The sequence below is a fragment of the Frondihabitans sp. 4ASC-45 genome (assembly GCF_049472575.1).
Classification (GTDB): Bacteria; Actinomycetota; Actinomycetes; order Actinomycetales; family Microbacteriaceae; genus Frondihabitans.
Map to the genome: position 1 here is coordinate 39,001 of NZ_JBCEBN010000006.1, position 26,828 is coordinate 65,828.

17 protein-coding genes are annotated in these 26,828 nt (G+C 67.2%); 9 read left to right on the top strand and 8 right to left on the bottom strand.

Features of this window, described 5'->3' with window-relative positions; genetic code table 11:
- Positions 1 to 73: 73 nt before the first annotated feature.
- The 3 genes from VH571_RS10595 to VH571_RS10605 are packed head-to-tail and all read right to left on the bottom strand — an operon-like array spanning position 74 to position 6,291.
- Complete coding sequence (locus VH571_RS10595; protein WP_423264528.1) at positions 74 to 2,275, bottom strand: RecQ family ATP-dependent DNA helicase; 2,202 nt, start codon at positions 2,273 to 2,275, stop codon at positions 74 to 76.
- Positions 2,275 to 5,574, bottom strand: coding sequence for an SNF2-related protein (locus VH571_RS10600; protein WP_423264529.1), 3,300 nt, complete (start codon positions 5,572 to 5,574; stop codon positions 2,275 to 2,277). Before VH571_RS10600 ends, VH571_RS10595 begins: the two co-directional genes overlap by 1 nt.
- A 60-nt stretch (positions 5,575 to 5,634) precedes the next feature.
- Entirely contained in the window at positions 5,635 to 6,291 is a 657-nt protein-coding gene (locus tag VH571_RS10605) for a class I SAM-dependent methyltransferase (RefSeq protein ID WP_423264530.1), read from the bottom strand.
- 125 nt (positions 6,292 to 6,416) lie between these two features.
- Here VH571_RS10605 and VH571_RS10610 point away from each other — a divergent pair, with 125 nt between their 5' ends.
- Positions 6,417 to 8,045, top strand: a complete 1,629-nt coding sequence (locus tag VH571_RS10610; RefSeq protein WP_423264531.1) for a molybdopterin-dependent oxidoreductase — start codon at positions 6,417 to 6,419, stop codon at positions 8,043 to 8,045.
- A gap of 527 nt (positions 8,046 to 8,572) precedes the next feature.
- Here VH571_RS10610 and VH571_RS10615 read toward each other — a convergent pair.
- The 4 genes from VH571_RS10615 to VH571_RS10630 form a co-directional block, all read right to left on the bottom strand.
- On the bottom strand, positions 8,573 to 9,958 hold the full coding sequence (locus VH571_RS10615) for a hypothetical protein (RefSeq protein WP_423264532.1): 1,386 nt from the start codon (positions 9,956 to 9,958) through the stop codon (positions 8,573 to 8,575).
- Positions 9,959 to 9,971: 13 nt separating this feature from the next.
- A complete protein-coding gene (locus VH571_RS10620; protein WP_423264534.1) occupies positions 9,972 to 10,694 on the bottom strand; it encodes an ABC transporter ATP-binding protein in 723 nt (240 codons plus the stop codon).
- 68 nt (positions 10,695 to 10,762) lie between these two features.
- Positions 10,763 to 13,417: a protein kinase domain-containing protein gene (locus tag VH571_RS10625; RefSeq protein ID WP_423264535.1), complete on the bottom strand. Its 2,655-nt coding sequence runs from the start codon at positions 13,415 to 13,417 to the stop codon at positions 10,763 to 10,765.
- A 350-nt stretch (positions 13,418 to 13,767) separates the two neighbouring features.
- Positions 13,768 to 14,058, bottom strand: a complete 291-nt coding sequence (locus VH571_RS10630; RefSeq protein ID WP_423264536.1) for a hypothetical protein — start codon at positions 14,056 to 14,058, stop codon at positions 13,768 to 13,770.
- A 96-nt stretch (positions 14,059 to 14,154) separates the two neighbouring features.
- Between VH571_RS10630 and VH571_RS10635 the strand changes: the two genes are divergently transcribed.
- Genes VH571_RS10635 through VH571_RS10650 form a run of 4 tightly spaced genes read left to right on the top strand, consistent with a single transcriptional unit; the run spans position 14,155 to position 19,151 of the window.
- Positions 14,155 to 14,412, top strand: coding sequence for a hypothetical protein (locus tag VH571_RS10635; protein ID WP_423264537.1), 258 nt, complete (start codon positions 14,155 to 14,157; stop codon positions 14,410 to 14,412).
- Positions 14,409 to 14,864, top strand: a complete 456-nt coding sequence (locus VH571_RS10640) for a hypothetical protein (protein WP_423264538.1) — start codon at positions 14,409 to 14,411, stop codon at positions 14,862 to 14,864. Before VH571_RS10635 ends, VH571_RS10640 begins: the two co-directional genes overlap by 4 nt.
- Before the next feature lie 38 nt (positions 14,865 to 14,902).
- Entirely contained in the window at positions 14,903 to 18,475 is a 3,573-nt protein-coding gene (locus VH571_RS10645; protein ID WP_423264539.1) for a TM0106 family RecB-like putative nuclease, read from the top strand.
- Positions 18,476 to 18,506: 31 nt separating this feature from the next.
- On the top strand, positions 18,507 to 19,151 hold the full coding sequence (locus VH571_RS10650; RefSeq protein WP_423264540.1) for a SatD family protein: 645 nt from the start codon (positions 18,507 to 18,509) through the stop codon (positions 19,149 to 19,151).
- On the opposite strand, the gene VH571_RS10655 is transcribed toward VH571_RS10650, so the two are convergent.
- Complete coding sequence (locus VH571_RS10655; protein WP_423264541.1) at positions 19,132 to 19,434, bottom strand: hypothetical protein; 303 nt, start codon at positions 19,432 to 19,434, stop codon at positions 19,132 to 19,134. The genes VH571_RS10650 and VH571_RS10655 overlap by 20 nt on opposite strands.
- Before the next feature lie 67 nt (positions 19,435 to 19,501).
- On the opposite strand from VH571_RS10655, the gene VH571_RS10660 reads away from it, so the two are divergent.
- From VH571_RS10660 to VH571_RS10675, 4 genes are all read left to right on the top strand, one after another.
- The gene (locus VH571_RS10660; protein ID WP_423264542.1) at positions 19,502 to 20,167 is read left to right on the top strand and encodes a hypothetical protein; all 666 of its coding nucleotides are present in this window, start codon (positions 19,502 to 19,504) and stop codon (positions 20,165 to 20,167) included.
- 281 nt (positions 20,168 to 20,448) lie between these two features.
- Positions 20,449 to 22,989: a glutamate--cysteine ligase gene (locus tag VH571_RS10665; protein WP_423264543.1), complete on the top strand. Its 2,541-nt coding sequence runs from the start codon at positions 20,449 to 20,451 to the stop codon at positions 22,987 to 22,989.
- Position 22,990: 1 nt separating this feature from the next.
- Positions 22,991 to 24,778: an N-acetylglutaminylglutamine amidotransferase gene (locus tag VH571_RS10670; protein WP_423264544.1), complete on the top strand. Its 1,788-nt coding sequence runs from the start codon at positions 22,991 to 22,993 to the stop codon at positions 24,776 to 24,778.
- Positions 24,748 to 26,724: a S9 family peptidase gene (locus tag VH571_RS10675; protein WP_423264546.1), complete on the top strand. Its 1,977-nt coding sequence runs from the start codon at positions 24,748 to 24,750 to the stop codon at positions 26,722 to 26,724. Before VH571_RS10670 ends, VH571_RS10675 begins: the two co-directional genes overlap by 31 nt.
- Positions 26,725 to 26,828 lie beyond the last annotated feature (104 nt).

Consider the following 26,828-nt stretch of genomic DNA (forward strand, 5'->3'; position numbering starts at 1 on the left):
ACGGAGAGACGTGCCGCGGCGCGTCTCCGTGACCGTGCCACGTCTGCTGACGCACTCGGGCCCTGCGCGGGGGTTACCCGACGATGGCGAGCGCGAACGGGAGCACGGAGTCGGCGCCCGCCGCACGAAGCACGCGACCGGCGACCGTCATGCTCCATCTGCTGTCGATGAGATCGTCGACGAGGAGCACCGGCCCGTGCTGCTCGGCCAGGGCGGTGGCGAGAGACGGCCCGACCTCGAACGCCCTCCAGACGTCGGCCAGGCGATAGACGCTGTTTCCGCCGCGCTCGCCGGGGGCGCGTGGCACCTGGTGGGTGACATCGCCAGGGCCGTCCGCCCCTGCCCCGGCTCCTGACCCCGGCTCTTGCCTCGTCGAGCTCAGTGACCCGAGCAGCGGGATGCGGCCCACCGACGAAAGGGCCTCAGCCAGTGATGCCACGAGAAGCGGGTGTGTCGACGACGGCATCGCGACGATTCCTGTCGGTCGTTCCGCCCACGGCCATTCGGCCAGAACCCGGATGCACCCGTCGAGGAGGCCCTTCGTGAGGGGAGCGTCGGGCCGGCCGGGGGAGAAGACCTCACGGAGGGTGGTACCCCAGCCGAGGTCGGTCAGTCGGGCAAGCGCTCGCCCGGGCTCGACCCGCTCGGCCGGGGAGATCTTGCCGCGGAGGCTCACCCCGGCTCTGTCGGCACCCGTCGGCCACTGCGCTCGCGGCTCGATCTCGACTCCGACACGATCGAGGGCTCCCGTGGCTTGATCGGAGGCCGAGGCTGCGACGTCGGTTGGAAACCAGACCCCGGCACAGACATCGCACCGCCCGCACGGGGTCGCCGCGGGATCGTCGAGATCGGCTTGGAGGAGCTGCATGCGGCACACGGCTCCCTCCTGGTATCGGAGCATCGACTCCTGCTCAGCCAGCCGAGCTGCGGCGATGCGTTCATAGCGATCTCGGTCGTAGCTCCACGGCACGCCCGTCGAGATCCAGCCGCCCTGCACTTTGCTGACGGCCCCGTCGACGTCGAGCACTTTGAGCATCAACTCGAGGGGCGTTCGCTTGATGTCGACTCGAGCCTCGAGGGCCGGAGTCGAGAGCGGCTTGTCGGAGAGCTCGGCGAGGACTGCCGAGGCCCTCGCCTCCGACGGCATGGACGCGGTGGCGAAGTACTGCCAGATCTCAGTGTCTTCCCGCCCGGGCAGGAGAAGCACATCGGCGTTGTCGGTGGCTCGACCCGCTCGCCCAATCTGCTGGTAGTAGGCCACCGGCGACGACGGCGCCCCCAGATGAAGGACGAAACCGAGATCGGGCTTGTCGAAGCCCATGCCGAGAGCGCTCGTGGCGACGAGAGCCTTCAGGTCGTTGCCTTTGAGCCGCTGCTCGAGCTGTTCGCGCTCTTCCGGGTCGGTCCGCCCGGAATACGAGCGGACGTCGTATCCGGCATCGCGGAGCAAGCGGGCGGTGTCGTCGGCGGCCGAGATCGTCAGCGTGTAGATGATGCCCGAGCCGGGCAGCTCGCCGAGGTGGTCGACGAGCCACCCGAGCCGGTCGCGGCTCGACGGAAGCGTCAAGACACCGAGCCGCAGGGAGGCGCGAGCGAGCGAGCCCCGGATCGTCACGACCTCGGCGCCAGCGGCGAGCTGCTCCTCGACGTCGGCGACGACGCGCGCGTTGGCCGTCGCGGTCGTGGCCAGCACCGGAACCTCGTGCGGCAGAGTGCGAATGAGCTCGGCGAGCCGACGGTAGTCGGGACGGAAGTCGTGCCCCCAGTCGGAGATGCAGTGGGCTTCGTCGACCACGAGCATGCCGAGTGTTCGCAGCAGTTCGGGCATCTGCTCATCGCGGAATCGCGGGTTGTTCAGGCGCTCGGGGGAGACGAGGAGCACGTCGATCTCGCCCGCGGCGATCTTCTGCTGCACGTCGCCCCACTCGTGGGCGTTGGCCGAGTTCACGGCGGCGGCTCGAACCCCGGCACGAGCGGCGGCGGCCACCTGATCGCGCATGAGCGCTAAGAGAGGGCTGACGAGGAGGGTCGGGCCGGATCCTCGTCGCCGAAGCAGGAGGGTCGCAATGAAGTACACCGCCGATTTGCCCCAGCCGGTGCGTTGTACGACGAGTGCTCGTCGTCGGTCGGCGACGAGCGCTCGGATGACCTCGAGCTGGCCGTCGTGGAAGACGGCGTCGGCTCGACCGGTGAGGGCTCGGAGAAGTTCAAGGGCCTCGGCATCAAGGGAGGTGGGGGTCGTGGCCGTCGCGGTGTCGGCAGAGGGCGTCGACATCAGGCCTCCAGCAGACCGCGGATGTCGTCGACGGTGAGCGCGCCACCGAATGCCGCCTCGTCGTCGCTCATCATGGCGTCGAACAGCTTCGCCTTCGTTTCTTTCAGGGCCATGACCTTCTCCTCGATGGTGTCGTTGGCGATCATCCGGTAGACCATGACGTTCGACGTCTGGCCGATGCGGTGCGTGCGGTCGATCGCCTGGGCTTCGGAGGCGGGGTTCCACCAGGGGTCGAGCAGGAACACGTAATCCGCTTCGGTCAGGTTCAAGCCGAAGCCGCCCGCCTTCAGGCTGATCAGGAATACCGGGGCCGAGCCCGACTTGAACTCGTCGATGACTTCGCCGCGTTTGCGGGTGCCGCCGTCGAGGTAGGCGTGGGCGATTCCGGCCCGATCGAGTCGGTCTGCGACGAGCGAGAGGTACGACGTGAACTGGCTGAAAATCAGAGCACGATGACCGCCCGCCACGACATCGACGAGCTCATCGAGGAGAACATCGAGCTTGGACGACGGAATACCGCTGTATTTGTCGCCGTCGATCAATGACGCGTCGAGGGCGAGCATTCGCAGCAGTGTCAGAGACCGGAACACGATGAACCTGTTGCGATCGAGGTCGTCGACGAGATCGAGCAGCTTCATCCGCTCGCGCTGCAGGACGAGGTCGTAGAGCTTGCGGTGCGCCGGAGCCAGATCGACTCGGAGTATCTGCTCTTGCTTCGCGGGTAGCTCGGAGGCCACGAGCTCCTTCGTGCGACGAAGCATGAGCGGCCTTATTCGTCGCCGGAGTCGTGCCAGCAGATCGGGCCGGTCGTTCAGCTCGATGGGCTTGAGATACTCCTCGGTGAAGCGGAGACCTGTCGTCAACAGGCCTGGCGAGACCACATGAAAGAGCGCCCAGAGATCCATGAGGTCGTTTTCGAGTGGCGTGCCGGTGATGGCGAGTTTGAACGGAGCCTTGAGGTCGACGGCCGCTTTGTGCGCTTTTGACCGGTGGTTCTTGATCATCTGCGCCTCGTCGAGCACCAGGCCGCTCCACTCGACCTCTTGGTAGCGGGCGAGGTCGAGACGGAGCAGAGCGTACGAGGTGACCACGACGTCGTTGTCGCGGGCGATGTCGTCGAACCTCTGTCGGCTCTTGGCCACGGTCGACGTGATGCCGGTGACGCGAAGAGAGGGAGTGAAGCGATTCGCCTCAGCGACCCAGTTCGACACCACCGAGGTGGGGGCGACGACGAGAAAGGGGCGAGAAGGATCCGTCGCACCCGCCTCGGCGGAACGCGCCTTGGCATGGGCGATGAGCGCGAGGGTCTGAAGCGTCTTACCGAGCCCCATGTCGTCGGCCAGCACGCCGCCGAGCCCGTGCTCGAGGAGGAACGCGAGCCAGCGGAACCCCTCGACCTGGTAGGGACGGAGTTCGGCTTGGACCGCTGACGGAACGACGATGTCGGCGATCTGTTCGCCCGCTGCGATTCGATTCAGGCCGTCGGTCGTCTCGCGCCATGATTCAGCCTGGTAGGTCTCGTCGGCGAGCTCCTCGAACTCCGACCAGAGGCTGGCCTGGTACCGACTTATTGTGAGCTCGCCTGTCTCCCACTCGTCGAGGGCCTCCGCCTCGGCGATGAGGCGCTTCAGCTCGTCGAAGACGGGCTGCTTCAGGGAGAGGTAGGTCTTGTCGACGAGGAGGAGCTTGTCGCGGCCCTTCGACAGAGCGGTGAAGAGTGGGGCGAAAGGAATCGTGCGCCCCTCGACCGTGACCATGACCCCGAGATCGAACCAGTCTCGGCGGTCGGTCTCCACAGTCGTCACGGCCAGTTTCGGCGTCGCAGTGAGCTCGCGATAGTCGGGCTTCTCACCGAGCTGGACGATTCGGAGATCGTCGCGGGATTCGAGTACCGGAAGCACAGTCGAGACGAACTCGGCCGCATCTAGACCGTGCAAGACGAGTGCAGTCGGGGCGCCACCGAGGTCGTCTTCGAGAGTCTCGGGCAGGGAATGGGCGGCAAGCGGTTCGGTCAGCCCTGCTGCGATCCACGCCCAGTGGAGTTCGAGTCGGTCGCCCTCGGCGAAGCTGATCGTCAGCGTCAGCATCGGTGGCTCGATCTCGGGCAGCCGCACCGATGCGTTCGAGCTGACCACCGGAATTGCGCGCGACAGTCGCGGGTAGAAGTCGGTGAGGAACTCGTCGCGCCCCTCGGGAGGCACGTCGATCGCGCCCTGCGCTCTGAGGAGCGACCGCACCTCTTCGGTGAGATGCCCGGTTGGAGCGAGCACGAAGTGGGGCGCCGGGCTGAACGAGGCCCTGTAGACGCCATGATCGGCGATGAGACCGAGCTCTCTCGACGGCACGGTGAGGTCGTCGATGACGACGGCGGGCTCGACGTGGAGAGTACCGGCCGCCACACCGGCCTCGCCCACCGGAATCGATTCGGCGACATCGAGCGTGACCCGACCCGACCCCGCCACCCTGACGTCGGTCTCGCGCTTGCCAGTGACGAGGTCGATGCCGAGCCGGGCCCCCTCGGCGAGGAGCGGCCAGAGAAGCGGGCTCGCGAAATCGTCGAGGTAGAGCCAGTCGGCCTCGCCGGGTACGTAGGCGTCGCGCGCGGAACGGTGAAGCGACTGGAACTGCCCGAACCATCGGTGCTGCTCCGCACTGACCCCGAGGCGGTTCAGCGAATAGGGAAGGGTCGTCCACGTCAGATTGCTTCGCGTCCAGTTGCCAGCCGCGCTCTTCGTGACGGGCCGCATACCGAGACGGAGGGAGGCGCTCGCCGAAACTGCGCTCCGCGCCGAAGCCGCCCTCGAGGTCGGGGCGCCCCAGCGCGCCGAGTGACTGCGAGACCTCTCGCGCAATTCGAACTGGAGGCCCATCGGGGTCGCCGGTGCGCTGAGCGGAGAGGTGCCCCGGGTCAGGGCACCGAGAGCCGTTCGCCAGACGGGTGCGGCCTCGGTGGGGAGCGCAACGGCCGTGCTGGTCAGCTGCGAGGACTCGAGGACTTTCGCGGCATTCGTCGCGAGCACGAGGGCCGCGACGTGCTTGCATGCTCCGCCCACAGGGCACGAGCAACTACTGGCGCCGGGTCGGCCGTAGTCGCCGCGAAGGGGTGTCAGAGTGACGGCGGCCTCGTAGGGCGCCGGATCGCCGCCTCGAACGGAGCCCGTCAGCAGATGATCGTCGGCGTTCCACTCGGTGGTCTCGACGCGGTGCTCGCGAACGTAGCTCTTGGCGCGCTCGAACGCGGGACGACCGACGAGGCGGATGACGTCGGTGGCGTCGACGAGTGGGGCAACAGTGAGCATGCGACAAGTCTCGCAGGGGCCGCCGACACCGTCGGAGCCCCGAGCGAATCTGTGGAGAAGTCAGACGAGGCGTCGGGCTACGAGCACTTCGTCGCTTCCTTCACGGGACGGGTGCTGTTGCAGGCCGGCCTCCACGATCGTCCAGTCGGTCGGCTCGAGAAGCTCGGCCAGTTTCGCGGCCGCCACGAAGTAATCCGGGCCCATCGCGGAGTGACCGTTCGCTTCGTGTGCCACCACGAGCAACGTACCCCCGGGGGCGACCGACGCCGCCAGGCGCTTCACGAAGGGCACGAGGTCGGCCGACGGAAAGTGCGAGTACTGCGACGACACGAGATCGAAAGTGCGCTCGGGAGGCGCCCACTCGAGCACATCGGCCTGCTTCCATTCGATGCGCGCAGCGACCTCGCCGTCCGCTGCGATCGCCGCCGCGGAGCGATCGAGAGCCACACTCGAGATGTCGGTCGCCGTCACCCGCCAGGAGTGACGGGCGAGCCAGATCGCGTCGGCTCCCTCACCGCTCCCGATATCGAGCGCGACACCAGGATCCATCGCCTCGACAACGCGAACCAGGTGCGGATTCGGATTTCCGCTCCACACCCTCGTGTGTTCGGCGTAGCGGTCATCCCAGAAGCGCTTGTCGAACGGCCCCGTCCACTCCGGGATCGTCATGCCGTGCCGGTGGTCGGTCGAATCGGACGCTTCATGATCAAGAGACATGGAGGAAGTCTTGCCTGCCACGACTCCGCCGACCAAGGCTCCTTGCTGAAAGAGCAAGATCTCGCGGGAGCTCGGCTGTGGAGAACTCCAGCGAGTTTTCTGCAGCCAGGCTTACTCTCACTCTTATGACCTCACGCCTCGCCGCGCCACCGGCGACCCCGCTTCCTACCCGAGCCGGGCTTCGCTCCTCACGGTGGTGGGCCGCCGCGTCCGGCGTCGTTGCGCTTGCAGCCTTCCTGGGCTCGGCCGAAGCCGTGGCCGTCGTTGTCGGAGCTCGCTCCAGCCCACTCATCGCAGTCGGGGGCGCCGTCATCGATCTCGCACCGCCCGCAGCGAAGAACGTGATGGTCGATCTGTTCGGCACGGGCGACAAGGCAGCGCTGTTCGTTCTCATGGGGGTGTTGCTGGTGGTCATCACCGCAGCGGCGGGAATCCTCGAGCGTGCTCGTTTTCCTTTCGGGCGGCTCGTCTTTGCCCTTGGCGGAGTTCTCGCCATCTTCGCGGTCCGGACGCGCGCTGACGCCAGCGACTTCGACGTCGTGCCCGCGGCGGTGGGCACCGTGGTGGCCATCCTGGTCTTACGCGCGCTCATCGGAAAGCTGTTCCGCTGGGACGCAGCGAGTCGATCCCAGTTGGGAGGCAGTGAGAACGCGGAGCTCAGGCCGCCTCTTCGCTCGACCCCGCTCGAACGACGTTCGTTTTTGCTCGTGACCTTCGTCGCTGCGGCAGCCTCCGTCGTCGTCGGAAGCGGGGCCCGTCTCATCAATGCGACAGCCGTGAACGCGGCCGCGCTCCGTGACTCGGTCCGGCTCCCTCGACCGGCGACTGCCGCGTCGGCGGTCCCCTCGGGGGCATCCCTCGACGTGGCCGGCATCACGAGCTACGTGACGCCGAACGCCGACTTCTATCGAATCGACACTGCTTTATCGGTGCCCCAGATCGATCCAGCGAAGTGGTCGCTCGAGATCTCCGGTTTGGTCGATACTCCGGTAACACTGACGTGGCAGCAATTGCTCGATCTTCCGCTCGTCGAGCACATGGCCACTCTCAGTTGTGTCTCGAACGACGTCGGGGGAGACCTCATCGGGAATGCGCTGTGGCTCGGGTACCCGATCCGCGAGCTGCTCAAGCGGGCCGGAGTTCAGGAGTCCGCCGACATGGTGCTGTCGACCAGCATCGACGGCTTCACCGCGGGTACCCCCCTCTCGGTGCTTCAAGATTCACAGACACAGGCACTTCTCGCCATCGGTATGAACGGTGAGCCACTCCCGGTCGAGCACGGCTTTCCCGTGCGCATGGTCGTTCCCGGGCTCTTCGGCTACGTCTCTGCAACGAAGTGGGTCACTTCACTCCAGGTCACCCGCTTTGCAGACGAGAAGGCGTACTGGTCGACCCGAGGGTGGGACGAAAAAGGCCCGGTCAAACTCGAGTCACGCATCGACACGCCTTCCGGCGGTGCCTCGGTCGCGGTCGGCGCCGTTCCGATCGCGGGGGTCGCGTGGGAGCCCCACACAGGAGTGGAGCGGGTCGAGGTCCGCATCGACAGCGGTGCTTGGCAGACGGCTGAGCTGGCTGACTCTGTGTCGGATGACACCTGGCGACAGTGGGTCTATCGCTGGCAGGCACAAGCGGGTAGCCACCGGATCCAGGTGAGAGCAACATCCAAAGACGGGCGCGTGCAAAAGGCCAAGTATCTTCCTCCCGCTCCGAACGGTGCCGAGGGGTGGGACGAAGTGACGGTAACAGTCGCCTAGTTCCCTAGGGACGTACCCGTGGTGGTGCTAACGCGCTGGTGATGCTGAGGAGATTGGGGAACTACCGCACCGCGACGAGCAGGCTTGCGAAGGTCAGCGTTCCGAATGCGCCGAGTGCGACCAGCGCCGCGCAGACTATGGTGACCACTCGCTGTCGACGACGTTCAGACATTCGCGCCAACCGGCGAGTCGCCGACTCAGCAGCCGCACTCGTCGAGAGGACCTCGAGCCCGGCAAGTGCGCGCTCCGAAAAGGTGGCCGGTCGCTCTTGTGCTGAAGCTCGCTGGCTCTTCGCAATTGTTCCCCGGTGGTGCTGCATCGAGATGCTCATGAGTGCCTCTACTCGTTGACTGGTGTGATCTATCAGGTGATTCGGAGCATCCACAGATCCGGGTTGGTTCTGGTGACGCCGGGCCCCAGGCCGACATGGCTCCCCTCCGAATCGGGCGTGCTGCAAGCGGGCCCCTTCGGAACCACCGGACCACCGAATCTGGCCCCATGAAGGAGTGGGGGAGTGCGGGGTGTCTTTACCGGTGAGCGTCACGCCCGCCGCGTACCCACTGACTCGGTGTGACGTGCGCACCAAGTACCGCCACCGCGTTCGCCACCGTGATCAGAGCTGCAGCCACGATGAGGGGTCGCGCGTCGGGAGGAGTCGGGGTGATGGGCACGCCGAGGAACGGGGCCACGAGCGCTGCGGTCGTGACCGAGAGCGCCCAAATGCCGAGAGCGGGAAGAAGCGCCGTGATCGTGTAGATGACGACCTTGAGGAGGTCGAGGGAGAGCCGTTGGCTGGCCGATGCACCCATGTGAGCGAGAAGGTGGCTGTCATGCTCCTCAGCGGCCCGCCCGATGGTGAGGGCGACGCCGCCGCCGACGAGCGCGACGACGGCGCTGGGCCCGAGGGTCCAGATGAGTTCTGCCCAGTGGGAGTCCGGCGGTGCGTGGATCAGGCGCGCCACATCGACGGCACCCTGCACTGAGCCGACCAGGCCGATAACGAGACCCCCGATCACCACGGTCGATGAAGCGACGCTCACCCGCTCGGCGGCGGCGTGGCGGGCTAAGTGCCACGTCGCATTGAGCTGGCGCGGCAGGCAGGCCGTCCAGAACAGGATGAGTCGCCGTGCGCTCGCGGGCATGACTATGGCCGCGCCGATGACGAGCCAGAGCGAGACGGAGGATGCGAGGGCGATCACCCTGAGCGCCGGAGTGATGCCGAGTGTGTCACTGATGGCTTCTGCTCCCGGCGGGCTGGCGCCGATCAGGAGCGCAGCGACGGTCGGAGGCAGCGTGAGAAGAAGAATGGCCCCCGCGACGAGCCACCGCACGAGGGGAGATGCCCGCACCTCTCGGTCTGTCTCACGAAGAGTCAGAGCGGGGCTGGTTCGCGAGGCGCTGAGAGCGGCGGGCAGCGTGGCGAGGCCGACAAGGACGATCACCAGGGCCGCGGCGATCGTTGTCGCGGAGGTTGTCACCCTGAGAGCCTCGGCTGGCGACGGCGAGCGGGGCAGGATACCGAGGGAGGCGTAACTGGAGGTCACCGGAGAGACAAGGCCTGCGGCGAGGGGCACGGCGAGAAGCGCGCCGGCCGTGGCGCTCACAACGGAGCGAACGAGCAGAGTGTGGCTGACTTGCCGTGGGGTGACTCCGACGATCATCCATGACGCGAAGAGCCGTCGGTTCACCCTTACGCCCAGGCTGGCGGTCGAGCTGACCGAGGTGGCGAGAGTGAGCAGCGTGAACGCCGCGATCGAGCCGAACGCGCCCTGGCCTTTGGGCGCCTGAAGTGCTTCGAAGATCGCCGCACTGCCGACGAGCGAGAGGGCAAGCGTGCTCGCGAGAGAGATTGCAGCGATCGCGGCCAGAGACCGTGGATCGAACAGCACCTGGCGCCACGCAAGCAGGATCATCCTGCGACCCCGGTCATTCCGGCCTCGGCCTCGGCCCCGGTCGCCCGGCACCCGGGAGCGAGGTCGGCTGTGGGGTCGATGGGCCGCGGATCCAGCGCTCCAGTGCCTCTCGACTGGGATCAACGGCGTCGACGAGGATGCGCCCGCCGGCGAGGACTATCGCCCGGTCGGCGCGCGCGGCAGCGGCGAGGTCGTGGGTGACTAAAGTCACAGCAGAGCCGGCTGCGGCTCGCTCGCGGAGAAGATCGATTGTGCTGGCCGAACTCACCTCGTCGAGGGCGGCGGTCGGTTCATCGACGAGAACGATCTCCGCCGGCGTCGCTAGCAGTCGAGCCAGAGCGACTCTCTGCCGCTCTCCTCCCGAGAGGGTCGCTGGCATGTCGCTCGACGCCCACGCCATTCCTACGGCGTCAAGGGCGCGTTCGGCTGTATGCAGTAGCCGCTTCTGCGGCACTCGGTGCCGGAGCCGAGTCGGAAGCACGACATTCTCCCGACAGGAGAGTGCACTGAAGAGATTGTCGGCTTGAAGAACTAGTGCCACGTGGTGGAGGCGGAACGCGGCGAGCTTGTTTCGGCGAAGACCCTGCAGATTCGCGCCGAGCAGCGTCACCGTGCCTCGGGTCGGACGGTTGATTCCGGCCAGGCAGGCCAGCAGGCTCGACTTGCCCGCGCCGGACGGGCCGATGATCGCGACCACCTCACCGGGAGCGATCGAGAGCGAGACGTGTGAGAGCACCGGTCTCGGTGGTTCGAGCTTCGTTCGGCCCGGTACCTGAAGGCAGAGATTCTCAGCAACGATCGCGGTCACAAGCTTGTCGCTCTCAGAGGATTGCCCGGCAAGAACGTTGGAAGAGACGCGAGATCACCGGTGAGGGCGGCGCGCGTCGCAGTGAGCGCGGAGAGCACGCCGGCGGTTCCCGTGCCCCAGTCGGATGACAACCGGAGGAGTTGCTCACCAGGGAAGGCAATTCCACCACCGTGTCGGATCGCATGGAGCCCGAGTGCGCCGGCATGCTCGCGGAGCGTCTTCGACGCGGTGTCGCTCGCGTGCCCCGATGCGATCAACTGGGCCAGAAACTGCATCAACCCGGCTCGCCCCGAAAAGAGACCGGAATTGATGGTGAACGCCGTCGACGCCGCCCGTTCGATCGCGGGGAGTGCAGCACGCAATCGTGGCGACTGGCACACGCGCAGCACGGCCAGAGCCGCGAGGCCGATACCCGTGCTGCCCGAACCGAGGTACGGAAGAACGCGCGTGCCGTCGTCAACCTGGAGCGAATCGTCGGGCAGCAGTCGGCATCGGTCGAGATCGGAGATGACCAGCCCTTCGGCCTCTTCCGCCGCCAACGAGTCGTCGAAGCGCTCAGCGAACGCGGCGAGGAAGACGGCGACCCCCGACGCCCCTCGCAGAAGCCCCACGCGACTCGCGTCAGCGGAGCGAGTGTCGGAGACGCGTCGGGCACGGTGAGCGATGGCGGTCAGAAGCTCGCGCTCGGCGTCGTTCGGTTCACGTGCCTGCGACAACAGAGCGAGGCCGATTCCACTCGCGCCGCCGAAGAGGTCGACACCGCACTCGAACGGATCGGCTCGAAGAACACGCGCACGGAGCCCGGGCTCGTCGGTGCCACCGGCAACGAGCGCACCGGCCAGTCCGGTCATCAACCCCGTCGGGAGAGAAGGATCCGGGAGCTCGCCGCTCAACCAGGCGCGGGCACCCCTGTCGTCGTGCCCCGCAGCCCCGAGCGCCCGCAAGACCCCCGTCACCCCGTGTGCCAGCCCGATTCGCTTCGCCCCGAACTGGTCGATGTCGCCGGGGTACCAGCGCTCGCCACTGGTAGGTTCGGCGCTCGCGACGATGGACGTGGAAAGGAGCTCGCGCACCTCGTCGAACGCAGCGAGATCACCGCGGCTAAGCCCCGCGAAAAGGTGAGAGATGTCGGGGCCCGTGCCGGCGCGCGGTGGTCGGATGATCGGGTGCAGTGGGGTCAGGTGCGCGTCGATCTGCTGGGCGCGCGACTCGGAGAGCTCGAATTTCTCTCGGGCGACACTGAGGTGCAGTGCAGCCTTGGATCCATCGAGGTGATGGATGAAGGTGAGTGGCAGGAGTGCGCTGAGTCGCATCGCGGCCACAGCATGGGCGTCGCGAGCGGGCCCGGTCACGCAGGGTGCCGCTGAGAACCCGGGGACACCCTGAGGTGATGGAGAAACTCGAGCGTCGACGGCGTGTGCGGACTCGAAATCGATGAGGGTTGTCTGGCCTTCGGGGGAGACGAGAATGTTTTCGGGGTGAACGTCGCCGTGAACGAAACCGGCTCGGTGGATCGACTCGAGAGTCTGCTGGACCGAGTCGAAGAGGCGGTCGGCCTCGTCTCGGTAGGCGATACGCTCGCGGGCCGTCGAGGATGCCCGGAGCAGAGGGTTTCGGGAATGCAGGTGGCGGTTGACCGTGCGGCCCGGAGCGGCATGCAGGGAAAGAAACCGGTGGCCGCCCGACTCGAAGGCGTTCTCGAGACGGACTACCCCCTCGACGTGGGAAAGAGCCCGGATGACCTCCTCTTCTCGACGAAGACGTGTAACGGCGTCTTTGCCATCGGGGTCGAGCCCGGTGAACGGCCGCGCCTCTTTGAGGATGACCGGTGCACCCGTATTGCGCCGAGTCGCACGGTAGAGCCCCCCGGCCGCGCTGAAGCGAATAGCGCCGGTGACGTCGTATTCGGCGAGGTCTCCGGTGTCTGCATCGCGGAGCTGTCGCATGCGCTCGGCAACCGCCTCGGGTAATGGAACCCACGACGGCGGTGCGAACGAGGGAGAGCGAACGTCGGGAACCAGGGTGCCGTCGGGGGCTTCAACGGCGAGGAGGCGTGGCCGGTCGGCGCAGGGATCGGCGAAGAGGTCGCCGCGGGGTGCATCTGAGGAGCCGCGGGCGCGTTGGGTGTCGGGGTCGTCGATATAGCGCTCGCGGAATCCGCCGAAGCGGAGGAAGACCGGAGCATCGTCGCTCCAGCGGAGATCGCCGAGGATGCCTGGGCCCTCGAGATGAATAAGTGCGTGGACGAGTTCGTCGAGAACCGATATCAGCTGAGTCTCGTCGGAGGGATAGACGGTGACGAACTTGCCGCTGGCTGTTCTCGGTGCGAGCTTGCCGTTCTGAGCGGCCAAGGCGGCCGGCCCGGGTGCGAATTTGAACGGGATGCGCTTAGCGGCGCAGACCTCGGCGACTCCCTCGAGGACGTCAGGTGCTGAAGCGGGAGTCGCGGAGCAATGGATCTTCCAGCCCTGCGGTGGCAGCTCATGGCCTCGAGGGCTGACGATCGTCCAGGTCTCGATTTCGTGGATGACCCACTCGCTCCAGTTGAGATAGATCGGCAGCCCGTAGTCGCGCGCGGGCCTCGTGCGCCGCTCCTCTCGGCCGTAAAACGGACTGCCGATCGGCAGAAACTTCAAATAGCGGTCGTCCATGAGCCTCACTCCTTGAGATCGGATCGAAGGCCTCCAAGCCACGCCTCCTCGTTGATGGCCGTAAAGCTATCAGAAATAAGGTGTTTGACATTCGTGTTTTGCACAGCCTAAATTCTGTGGGCAGGACGTTCTGTCCGGCCGGGCACAGCCCGGTTTCTTCCGTACGAAAGGCATCACGAATGAACACATCTGATCTGCAGAACCTTAAGGCCGAGACGATCGACGACGGCGAAATCGGGCTCCTCTGGAGTTCGATCAGCCTCTACTTCTGCTCGTAGCGTGACGCACCGCCGTCGGCCAGGGCCTGCTGGCCGACGGCGGTGCGACGAGCTCTGGTGGGTGAGCCGCGATCAGTGATCTGAGGCAGGGGCTCCGGAAGTCGCAGCTCGAACGGAGCGTCGGCGGGATCGAAAGAAGGCTCCGGCAACCATCACGACAACTACGCCCACGAGCAAAGCAAACCCGGGCCCGGTCGTTGCGTCAAAGCCGCCGCCGGGAGTGTCGGATGCGTAGGACGCGGTCAGAATCCCTGGCACCGAAAGCGAGGTGTGGGTGACCCAGACGATCAGCACCAGCGCCAGCCCGATCGTGATCATGAAGAGGGGCGCGAGGATCAGCGCCGCCAATGTCGCAAGGGCCATTTCGCCAGGATGGAGCGCCGGATCCTAGTCAGAGATTTCCGCACCGGAATAGAGTATGGGAATATCTAATCCCTCAAAAAGTGGCACAGTTGTCTCATGAACGACGTTGTCCATTTTGTTCTCGCCGGGGTCTCATGCTCGCTCACGCGCCAGGATGTCGAGCGACGTCTCATTCACACCGACCCGGCGCCCATCACCTTGCACGCCGTCTCGATCAACGGCCTCTGGTACCCGGTCGGGCAGGCTCTCGAGGTGGCTACTGGGGTGGATCGGCGCAAGTTTCGCTCCCGCGAGGCCCGACGGCATCTCGCTCAGTTCGGATTCGAGCTGCAGAGTTCGGTACCGCGGCGATGACCGCGCAGGATCCGCGGAGCCGCGATCATCTCGACGCACCGGGCGGGCCTGGGGCCGAGCCTCCCCGCCGGCGACGACTGACCTTCGCACGCGTGCGGGTGGTCGTGCTCGTCGGAATCATGATCCTTCTGATCGGCAGTCGCGCGCTCTTCGCCACGGAGCGGGTGCAGGTGACCTGGCCGGCCGTGGTCCTGGGCTACGGCGTGCCGATCGCCGCGACGGCGCTGCTCGCCTGCGCCATGACGCGAAGGCCGGGCGATCGGCGATTCGATGTCACGGCACTCTCGCTGTCGTCGTCGGCGTTCGCCGTCCTGTGTTCGACGGTGAACGGATCGGTCGTGGTGACGCCGGCCCTCGGCGTCGTCCTGTCGGTCGCTGCGACCATCTGGGCAACGGTGTCGCGGGGAGACCGGCAGCAATGGAAGATCCCGGATGTCGGCGGTCGAAGGTAGCGTCTTCGCCATCAGACCACCGGGTGCGAGGAGACGAGTTGTACGTCGATAGTCAGAACGACCGCATCGTTACGAGCCCGACCGATCTCAGCGTGTGGGCGGCGTGCGAGTGGGGGTTTCTACGACGGCTCGACGCGAAGCTCGGGCGAATCGACGGAGCGCTCGATGAGCGTGACTCGATGCTGGAGCGCACTGCCGCACTGGGCATTGCCCACGAGGAGCGGTATCTCGAGGTGCTGCGGAGCCGGTTCGGAGCGGACGGCGTGGTGGAGTTCGCCGAGCGGCCGAAACCAGCTGACTACGCCGCTGCTGCCGAGCAGGCACGGGAGGCGATGGCCCGCCGGGTGCCCGTTCTCTATCAAGCGACATTCTTCGACGGGTGGTTTCTCGGTTTCTCCGACTTTCTCGTGCTGAATGAAGCGGGAGAGTACGAGGTGTACGACACCAAGCTCGCCCGGCACGCGAAGATCTCGGCGCTCCTTCAGCTCGCGGGCTACGCCGAGCAGATAGAGGCACTCGGCATCCCGGTCGGTGACCGGGTGCACTTGGTTCTCGGCGATGGTCGCGTCAGCAGTCACGATCTGATGGACATCCTGCCGGTGTACCGGGTTCAGATCGAGCGTCTGCACGGAGTTCTCGCCGAGCGTGTGGTGGCCACCGACCCCATCGAGTGGGGCGATCCGCGCTTCTCGGCGTGTGGCCGGTGCGTTCACTGCTCCGTCGAGGTGGAGCGCCACCGCGATCTCGTGCTCGTCGCGGGCATCACCGTGGAGCAGCGCAGGAGGCTCACCGAAGCGGGGGTCGCTTCGATCGATGAGCTCGCTTCGATCGATGGGGTCAAGGCCGTCGGCGGGTCACACCGACCGATTCCCGGCATCTCACCAAAGGTGCTCGATCGCCTCGCCCGTCAGGCGAGGGCGCAGGTGGCGAGCGACGAGGTCCCACCGACTGAGTGCGAACGAACGGGCGAACGACCCGGCGAGCGGCGGCCGATCGTCGAGGTCGTCTCGCGAAAGGCGCTCGATGCCGTTCCCGCCTCTGACGACGGCGACATCTTCTTCGATTTCGAGGGCGATCCGCTCTACACAGAAGGCAATCGCACCTGGGGCCTCGACTACCTCTTCGGGTTGGTCGACAACGACGACGCGTTCGTCACGTTCTGGGCGCATGATGTCGCAGGTGAGCGACAGGCGCTCGTCGACTTTCTCGCCTTCGTGCGAGAGCGCCGTGCCAGGCACCCGGGTATGCACATCTATCACTACGCCTCGTATGAGAAGACGCACCTGCTGTCGCTCGCGGCGCGACACGGAGTCGGCGAGGACGAGGTCGATGAGCTGCTCCGGCAGAACGTCCTGGTCGATCTCTATCCGATCGTCCGGCAGGCTCTTGTCGTCGGGTCGCGGAGCTACTCCATCAAGAAGCTCGAACCCCTCTACATGCCGACGACCAGAACCGGCTACGACGTCGCAAACGCGGTCGACAGTATCGCCGCCTACGCGAACGCGATCGATGTCGTTCGTTCGGGTGACGTCGACGAAGGCCAGCGCCTCCTCGACCAGGTCGGCGACTACAACAGGTACGACTGCGTCTCGACGCGGCGGTTGCGAGACTGGCTGCTGACGCTTCGCGGCGATGTTCACGAGACCGTCTCGACCGATGGGTTCTCCGCAACCGACCTCACCCTCGTCGAAGCGCCGCTGCCGCCCGAGCCCGACCCCGTCTTCGTCGCCCTCATGGCACTCGTCGAAGGCGTCGATCCCGCTCAGCGCACGGCAGACCAGACCGCCATAGCCCTTGCGGCCAGTGCCATCGACTACCACCGTCGCGAAGCAAAGAAATCCTGGCAGGAGCACTTCAACCGCCTCGAGGCGGACATCGCCGACTTCGCCGACGACAAAGATGTCTTCGTGGTCGAGCGCGCCTCGGTCGAGAATGAGTGGGCGCCCCCGATCAAGCCGGCGAGAAGCTGGTCGCGACACCTGCGGCTCCGCCTGCGTCCGGCGCCGGGAAGTCGCCTCGCGGTCGGGGCGAAGCCGCGGGCCCTCTACGACTTTCCACCCCCTCCGGGGATGAAGACGTCAGGCCCGGCATCGCGGGGCTTCACCGGGTCCATCGAGATCTCAGAGATCGTCGGAGCGACCGATGCCACGGTCGACACGATCGTGCGAGAGGTGCTTCCGAAGGGCGTCGACCCGTACGACGCTCTCCCGGTCGCCTTGACTCCGGGCCCGCCGATCGCGACGAAGGTGCTCAGCGGCGCGATCGCCGAGTGGGGGGAGTCCCTTCTCGACCATGATGCGAGCGACCTGCCGGCGGATCCTGTGCTCGATCTGCTGCGCCGGCGACCCCCGCGAGCGGTGATCGCTCCGATCGTGGGCGACGACACCGTCGGAGCAGTCGTATCGACCCTGCTCTCGGCCGAACAGAGCTACCTCGCCATCCAAGGGCCACCCGGCACCGGCAAGACCTACGTCGGATCGCGGGTGATCGCGAGGCTCGTCGCCGATCACGGGTGGCGCATCGGGATCGTCGCCCAGTCGCACGCCGCGGTCGAGAACGTTCTCGACGCCGTCATCGAGGCGGGCCTAGAGCCCGACCGGGTCGGGAAGGCGCCGAAAGACCCCGAGAGACACGCCTCGGGGTGGACTCCGCTCACGAAGAAGTCCGGTGAACTCGATTTTCTGAGCCTCGAAGGTGGCCTCGTCTTCGGCGGAACCGCGTGGACCTTCGCCGGCTCGACAGTGGAGCGACGATCACTCGACCTTCTCGTCGTCGAGGAGGCCGGGCAATTCTCGTTGGCGCCGACGATTGCAGCCAGTGTCTCGGCCGAACGGTTGCTTCTGCTCGGCGATCCCCAGCAACTGCCCCAGGTGAGCCAGGGCACGCACCCCGAACCCGTCGACGAGTCGGCGCTCGGATGGCTTGCCGACGGACGAGATGTACTCCCGGCCGAGTTCGGCTACTTCCTCGCCGAAACCCGCCGGATGGACGCTGCGCTCTGCGAGCCTGTCTCCCGGCTCTCCTACAACGGGGCGCTGCGCTCCAGAGCACCGAAGCGGATATTGGACGGCATCGAAGCGGGTTTTCATCTCGAGCCCGTCGAGCACCGCGGCAACACGACTGCTTCTCCCGAAGAAGCCGTGCGGGTGGTGGAAGTGGCACTTGATGCGGTGGGTCGCCGCTGGTTCGACGGCCCCGACGATGAGGTCGGGAGGCCGCTCGAGCCCCGCGACATCATCGTGGTCGCGCCCTACAACGCCCAGGTGCATCTGCTGCGCGACGCCCTCGACGACGCTGGTCTGGGAGACACTCAGGCGGGGACGGTCGACCTGTTTCAGGGGCGCGAAGGTGTGATTGCAATCGTCTCGCTCGCGGCCTCGTCGGGTAGCGAATCCGTTCGTGGCCTCGAATTCCTGGTGCAGCCCAACCGACTCAACGTCGCTCTCTCTCGCGCCCAGTGGGCGGCCTACCTCGTGGCGTCACCGGCTCTGCAGATCGGGCTTCCGCACTCGATTGCCGAAATGGCTCTCCTCAGTAGATACGTGCGACTGCTCGACGGAGCCGTCGGCAGCGAGAATCGTCGACTAGGCGAAGTTAAGCAGGGGGCTTAATTTTGCGAAAAGTTAGGTTTATGCTTAATGGGTGTCTCCTGAAACCGTGGTTGCCGTGATCATCGACATCGTCGACTCACGAGGTCTCTCTGATCGCGACGAGGTGCAGGGCGAGATCGAGCGGGCTTTCGAAGGGACGCCGGGTGTCGAACCGGTGGACCCTCTGCGGGCAACCGTCGGCGACGAATTCCAGGTCATCTACGCCACCCTCTCCGATGCCCTGGTTGCGACCACCAGCGCCATCCTCGCCCTGCCCTCCGGTGTCGAGCTGCGATTCGGGTTCGGTTTCGGGGAGGTCCGCTCCGTAGGATCCCGCACGGCCGGCCCCGTCCAAGACGGTCCTGGCTGGTGGTCCGCCCGAGAAGCCATCGAAGAAGCACACCGCCGCGAAGACGGCAGAAGTCCGTTCCTTCGCTCCTGGTATGTCTCTGCCGACGATCGAGGCGGCATCGAGGAGCGCGTCGTCAATGCCTACTTCTTGAGTCGCGACCACATCGTCGCCCGAATGACCGCCCGTGCGCGTCGCGTGACACTGGGGCTCCTGCGTGGTGACACACAGACGCAGATCGCTGAAGCGGAGGGGGTCACTCCGTCGGCCATCTCGCAGTCGGTGCAGAAATCCGGTGCGATCGCGGTCGTCGAGGGCCTTCGGGCGCTCAGCCCGGGAGGTCGCTGATGCTCGCCGGGCTCCTGCTCGCGCTCATCGGAGTGGCCGACATCGTGAGGGCGAGGGCGGGCGCGACCACGAGAGGCGGGGCGACGTCGAGGGCGAGGGCCAGACCCGGGAGGGCAGGGCGCTCCGGGAACGCCGAGCGCGTCGGAAAAAACAGGGGGAGCGCGATCGCCACCGCCGTGGTGTGGATCGGGTTGGGAGCAGTTGCGTGGTTCGGCCTCGGCATCGAGCCGTGGATCGTGCTCGTCGTCGCGGCGGCAGCCGGCCTGTGGGTGGCATCGACCACGGCGGTTGGATCGGGGGTAGTGGCATCGACGGCGGGGCGGCCTGCAGCGGGAGAGGCTTCGGGGTCAGTGAGTCGCCGCGACCCCGCTCGGTGGTCGCTTCGTCGATCGGGGTCGTGGCCGTCGATACTTCTCGCGGTCGTGGTGGTCGTGCTGTTCGTGGCCGGGCCTGGCAGTGCCGCTTCGGCAACCGGGTTCGTCTTCGACTGGCACCGCGACTCCGGGCTCAGCTTCATCGACGCCCTGCCACTCGCCGCCCTCGTGGGTGGTGTCGGCTCAGCGCTGTTCCTGATTGATTCGGCCAACATCGTCGTGACATCGGCGCTCCCGAGCGGCGTCGCCGTCGACGCCGTCGATGACGTCGTCGACCACGTCGTCGACGACCAGACCGATTGGGCGCCTGGTGCACCTGGGGAGGTCGAGCAGCGAGAGGCGGCGGGCGAGCCCGCTCCCGGCGACGAGGAGGCCGCCGAAGTCCCCGAATCACAGACGCGGGAGCTCAAAGGCGGACGCCTCATCGGCCCGATCGAACGGTTGCTTCTCGCCGGATTCGCACTCACCGGCGCCTTTCCCGTCGTGGCGGCGCTCATCGCAGCCAAGGGCATCGTCCGGTTTCCCGAGATCAACCGGGCGACCACGGGCAATCCCGCCGAGTACTTCCTCATCGGCAGTCTCGTGAGCTGGGCCACAGCCTTCTCGCTTGCGGGTCTGTGCTGGTTGTTAGCGCTGGCCTAATTTTCGGGCGATGTTAGGTGTGGGCTTAACTGGAGGGGATGCAGGCTGGAAGTCGAGCGGCCTTGGGCCGGATCCTTGCTGTCCGATAGCGACATGGCCGTATCTGCAGTCTGGGCGCGGTCGAACGGGATATTGCGCCATCTCGCATCGCCGGCAGGCGCCGACAGGTGCCAACAGGAGCGACGAAGGTAGAGCAGCGCCGACAGCCCCCCGCATGTGCAAACACTAAGCGTCACGTAACCGGACTCCCGCGCGAGCCCCCGACCGACTACGGTCAAGAAATGAGCGCGGAGCTGACCCTCGGGGCGGAAGAAGAGCTGCACCTGATCGACCTGCAAACGAAGCGGCTGTCGGCCCGAGCGCCCCAGCTGCTCTCGAAGTTGCCGCCCGAGAAGTTCGGCGCTGAGCTCCAGCGCACCACGGTCGAGACGAACGTGCCGGTGGTCACGAACCTCACCGATCTGCGCACCGAGATCCTCGCTCTGCGCAAAGAGCTGGTCGATGTCGCCACCGACGCCGAGCTGGCCATCGCGGCGGCCGGCACCGCCCCGCGGAGCGAGTTCGCCGACTTCGAACTGACGACGACCGGCCGCTACGGCCGGATGCAGGAGCAGTACCGCATGCTCGTCGACGAGCAGCTGATCTGTGGCCTTCAGGTGCACGTGGGGGTGGCCGATCGCGACATGGCCGTGCAGATCATGGGTCGCGTGGCGCCCGTCTTGCCGGCGCTTCTCGCCCTGAGCGCGAGTTCGCCGTTCTGGAACGGCCAAGACACGGGTTACGCGAGCATCCGTTCGATCATCTGGCAGCGCTGGCCGAGTGCCGGCGCGACGGGGCCGATGGCGAACGCGGGGGAGTACGACCGTTTGGTGCAAGACCTGATCGGCTCCGGAGTGATCGCCGACGCGAAGATGGCCTACTTCGACGTGCGTCCGTCGTCTCACGCGCCGACGCTCGAGCTCCGCACCTGTGATGCCTGCCCGCTGGTCGACGATGCCGTGCTGATCGCCGGGCTGTTCCGCGCCGCGGTGCGGAAGGCGGAGGTCGACATCCTCGACGGCAAGCCCGAGAAGCTCCGCGCGCAGCCGCTGCACCGGGCCGCGATGTGGCAGGCCGCCCGAGCAGGGCTCACGGGCGAGCTGCTCGATCTCGGGGTTCACCCCGAGCGTCTTCCGGCCGCCCAGGCGGTCCGGCAGCTGTCGGCGTCGCTCCGCCCGCAGCTTGAAGAGCTCGGCGACTGGGCCGATGTCGAGGGGCTGATCGAACAGACGCTCGCGCGTGGCAATTCGGCGGATCGACAGCGAGCCGCATATGCCGAGAACGGCCGCCTCGACGATGTGGTCGACCTGGTCGTCAAAGAGACGCACGGCTCTGCGGGCGGCGATGCCGCAAGCCTGCCGAGCATCACGGGCTACCGTTTTCGCGCAGGCGACGAGGCGATCGGGCCGGGCCTCCGCGCTCGACCCGCGTACGCCGACATCGCCGACTATTTCCGCAAGCTCGACTCGGCGACGATCCAGCAGCACGCTGAGGCGCGCGACGACTGGACGAAGAACCAGGGTCTGAGCTTCACCGTCGGCGGCGAGCTCCGCGGCTTCAGCGTCGACCTGGTGCCGCGAATCGTGACGAACCACGAGTGGAGCCAGCTCGCCAAGGGCCTGACGCAGCGGGCACGGGCGATCGAGTCGTTTCTCCAGGACGCCTACGGCGCGAGACGAATCGTCGCCGACGGCGTGCTGGCCGAGGCCGATGTCGTCGACGCGATGGGCTGGCGCATCGAGGCGGCGCTTCTGCCGACCGGCACGGTCCGCGCGCCGATCCAGGGCTTCGACCTGATCCGCAACGAGTTCGGCGGCTGGCGGGTGCTCGAAGACAACGTCCGGAGCCCGAGCGGTGCGGCCTACGCGGTAGCCGTCCGCCACCTTCTCGACGAGATCGTGCCGGAGGCTCCGCGACCAGCCGGGCTGCTGGATCCTGAGACCGTCTTCGGTCTGCTCCGCGAGACCCTCCTGGCCCACGCGAAGAGCGACGATCCCACGGGCGCCGTTCTGAGCGCAGGATCCGACAGCTCGGCCTGGTACGAGCACAAAGCGCTTGCCGAGGGCGCCGGGTTTATGCTGGTGACCGCCGACGATCTCGCGGTGCGCGATCACCGGGTGGTCGAGCGGGCCACCGGCCGCGTCATCGACACGCTGTACCTGCGCCTCGACATCGAGCTGATCGAGGTGGCGAGTGCGGCAGACCCCGATCTCGGCGTGAAGATCATGGACGTCGCAGCGACCGGCGACGTGTTTCTCGCCAACGCCCCGGGCAACGGTCTCGCCGACGACAAGGCGATGTACGTCGCGGTGCCCGATCTGATCGAGTACTACCTCGACGAGAAGCCGCTGCTCGAGTCGGTGCCGACCTATCGCCTGAGCGACGAGGCGGAGAAGCTGAGTGTGCTCGATCGGGTCGGCGAGCTTGTGACGAAGCCGGTCGACGGCGAGGGCGGGCACGGCGTGCTGATCGGGCCGAGCGCCAACGCGGCGGCCGTTGCGGAGCGTCGCGCCGAGATCGCCGAGGATCCGGCTCGCTGGGTCGCCCAGGAGGTCGTGACCCTGTCGTCGCATCCGACGTTGACCGCGCGCGGCCTCGAGCCGCGCCACGTCGACCTCCGGGCGTTCGTCTACCTGACGGGTGTGGGGCCGACGCAGAGCCGGCTCGCCGACTTCGGGCTGACGAGGGTCGCCCCGGAGGGGAGCATGGTCGTCAATTCGTCGCGAGGCGGCGGGGCGAAAGACACTTGGATCATCGGCCCCGAGCCCTCGGAGGAGAACTGACATGTGCGGACTCGCCGGTGAGCTTCGATTCGATGGTGAGCGGGCGGATGTCGCCGCGCTCGCCCGCATGGCCGGGTGCCAGGTGCATCGGGGCCCGGACGGCGACGGCCTCTGGTCGCGCGGGCCTGCGGGTCTGGCGCACCGGCGCCTGTCGATCGTCGATCTGTCGCCCGGCGGCGCCCAGCCGATGGTCGATGCCGAACTCGGCCTGACGATCGCCTACAACGGCATGGTCTACAACTACGTCGAGCTCCGCGACGAGTTGAGGGCGAAGGGCCACCATTTCTTCTCCACCTCCGACACCGAGGTGATCCTCAAGGCCTATGCCGAGTGGGGTACGCGCTTCGTCGACCACCTCATCGGCATGTTTGCCATCGCCATCTGGGAGCACCGCAGCGGTCGGCTGATCCTCGCCCGCGACCGCCTCGGCATCAAGCCGCTCTACTACGAGCAGACCGCTTCGCGCCTGCGGTTCGCGTCGACGCTGCCCGCCCTGCTCGCTGGTGGCGGCGTCGACACGTCGATCGACTCGGAGGCGCTGGCGAGCTACATGACCTTCCACTCGGTCGTGCCGGCACCGCGTACGATCCTCGCCGGGGTGAAGAAGCTGCCGCCCGCGACCGTGCGGGTGGTCTCCCCGACCGGCGAGGCGGACGACACCACCTATTGGGAGCCCTCGTTCACCCGGGATCCCGTGCGGAGCGGATGGAGCGAGACGGAGTGGCAGGACGCGGTCATCGATTCGCTGCGTACCGCTGTGAAGCGGCGCATGGTCGCCGACGTACCCGTCGGGGTGCTGCTCTCGGGCGGCATCGACTCGAGCCTCGTCGTGGCGCTGCTCGCCGAGGCGGGCCAGACCGATCTCGAGACCTTCAGCATCGGCTTCGACTCGGCCGGCGGAGAGTCGGGCGACGAGTTCGAGTACTCCTCGATCGTCGCGAAGGAATTCGGCACGAAGCACCACCGGATCCCCATCGCCTCCGACAAGCTGCTGCCGGGCATCGACGGAGCCATCGCCGCGATGAGCGAGCCGATGGTCAGCCACGACTGCGTCGCCTTCTATCTGCTCAGTCAGGAGGTGTCGCAGTCGGTCAAGGTCGTCCAATCGGGCCAGGGTGCCGACGAGGTGCTGGGCGGTTACGACTGGTATCCGCCACTCGCCGGTGTGCCGCGCGACGGGGCTGCCGAGGCCTACGCGTCGGTGTTCTTCGACCGTCGCTGGAACGACATGAAACGCTGGCTGCGGCCCGAATGGCTGGAGGAGAACGACTCGCCGTCGGCCTTCGTTCGAGCTCACTTCGCTCGCCCCGGCGCCGACACGTCTGTCGACGCGGCCCTTCGTCTCGACACGACGATCATGCTCACCGACGATCCGGTCAAACGCGTCGACAACATGACTATGGCCTGGGGGCTCGAAGCGCGCGTCCCCTTTCTCGACCACGAATTCGTCGAACTCGCGGGGGCGATTCCACCCGATCTGAAACTTTCCGACGGGGGCAAGGGAGTGCTGAAGCGCGCCTCCCGAGGCATCGTGCCCGACGCGGTCATCGACCGGACCAAGGGCTACTTTCCGGTGCCGGCCATCCGCCAGCTCGAAGGCCCCTACCTCGAGAAGGTCCGCGAAGCTCTGCTCGACCCCGCCGCGAAGTCGCGCGGACTGTTCCATCCGGCTACCGTCGAATCGATGCTCGCGAACCCGAACTCCGCCCGAACGACCCTCGGATCGAACGCGCTCTGGCAGCTCGCCACGCTCGAGATGTGGCTGCAGGCGCAGGGCGTGACGTCGTGAGCGCCCCGGCGGGCGGGGTTTCGTCGGGGTCGGCCGTGGCGGATCCTGTGCTCGCCGACCCGTTCGTCGAGTCGCTCGTCGGCGCGTGGGGATCGTGGGGTCCGACGATGACTCGGAACGCCCGCCGCGTCGCGTTCGTCAGCGATCGCTTCGGCACGCCCGAGGTCTTCGTGCAAGACGTCGTTGTCGCGGGCTCCCTGCCGACGCCGACCCGGATCCGACTCTCGGACGACCCGGTCATCGCGGTCTCGTGGTCGGCCGACAGCGACTGGCTCGCCGTGGCCGTCGCCACCGACGGGGGAGTGCGGCAGCAGGTCTGGGTCGTGCGCCCCGACGGCTCCGACGCGCAGCGGATCGCGGGCTCGCGCGACCAGCACGCCGAGCTCGGCCCCTGGTCGCGCAGCGGGCACCGCGTCGTCGTGACGCTTCCGTCGACCGAGCCCGAGCAGCCGGCCCGCTCGTATCTCGTCGACCCCTCCGACGGGAACCGCGTCGATCTCGCCTCGGGCGACCTCATCCACATCCTCGACCTCTCGGTCGAAGAGCGACTCGTCGTGCTCCGCGACGGCGGCCGCGGACACGAGTTCGTCGTGATCGTCGACCGGCTCACCGACGAAGACCACCCCCTGCTCACCTCGCCGTGGGCCGGGTCGGCCGAGACGGCGCTGATCCGCCCCTCGCCCGAGAGCGAATCCAGCCCGCTCATCGCGTATCTCTCGACCGAGGCGGGGCTCCCGCGCCGACAGCTGGTAGCCATGCCGATCGGCCCGCACGGCTGGCGGGGCACAGCCCGCGTGCTCGCGGGGCGCGACGACGCCGAACTCGAAGAACTCGACGCCGACGATGCCGGGCGCCTGCTGCTGCTCGTCTGGAACGTCGCCGGGCGCAGCGAGCTCGATCTCTACGACACGGCTGCCGGATCCTTCTCGCCCGTGCCTGGTCTTCCTGGCCAGGTCGTGACGCACCCGGTGCTCTCCCGTGACGGGCGCAGCGTGCTCGCGACGGTCGAGGGGCCGACGCGACCGCGCGAGCTGTGGCGGCTCGACACCGCGGCGCTGACCTGGACGCGCGTGACCGACGGGCCGACGCTGCCGGACGGTCTCGTCGAGCCCACACTCGAGACGTTCACGGCGCGCGACGGGCTCACGCTGACGGGGTGGCTGTACCCGGCTGTCTCGTCCGGTCCGGCTGGGCGGTCCGGCTCGGCTGGGCCGTCCGGTTCGGCTGTCGCGGACGCAGGATCCGGCGGCGCCGCCCTCATCCACCTCCACGGGGGCCCCGAATCGCAGGAGCGCCCCACCTTCTCGGCCCAGCACCAGGCTCTGGCCGCGGCCGGCATCACGGTATTCGCCCCGAACATCCGCGGATCGTCCGGCTTCGGCAAGGAGTTCGTGCACGCCGACGACCTCGAACTGCGCTGGTCGGCACTGGCCGACGTAGTCGACGCCGCGCACCACCTCGTCGCCCGGGGCCTCGCCGATGCCGCGCGGATCGCCATTGAGGGCCGCTCGTACGGCGGTTACGCGACCCTCGCCTCCCTCGCATTCACGCCCGACGTGTTCGCGGCCGGGGTCAGCGTCTGCGGAATGAGCGACCTCCACACCTTCTATCGCGACACCGAACCCTGGATCGCCTCCGCCGCCGCCACCAAGTACGGCCACCCGGTCGACGACGCGGCATTGCTCACCGCGCTGTCGCCGATGCGGGCCGTCGACGACATCGCCGTGCCGTTGCTCGTGGTGCACGGCGAGCTCGACACGAACGTGCCGATCGGCGAGGCCCACCAGATCGTCGAGGCCCTTCGAGCGCGATCGGCGCCGGTCGACTACCTCGAGCTCGCGGGTGAGGGGCACGAGTACCGCCGGCTCGAGTCGCGGCGGGCCCTCGTCGCGCGCATGGTCGAGTTCGTGGCTGGCGCTCTCGGGGTCGGCGCGGAGCGTCGCTAACCGAATCACGCGTCGCCAACCGAGGCGACGGTGAGTCATGCGTAAAACGGTAAGCGAAGGATCCGCGCGACGCCGCTGAGCACGACCGTGCCCGCGCGGTCGGC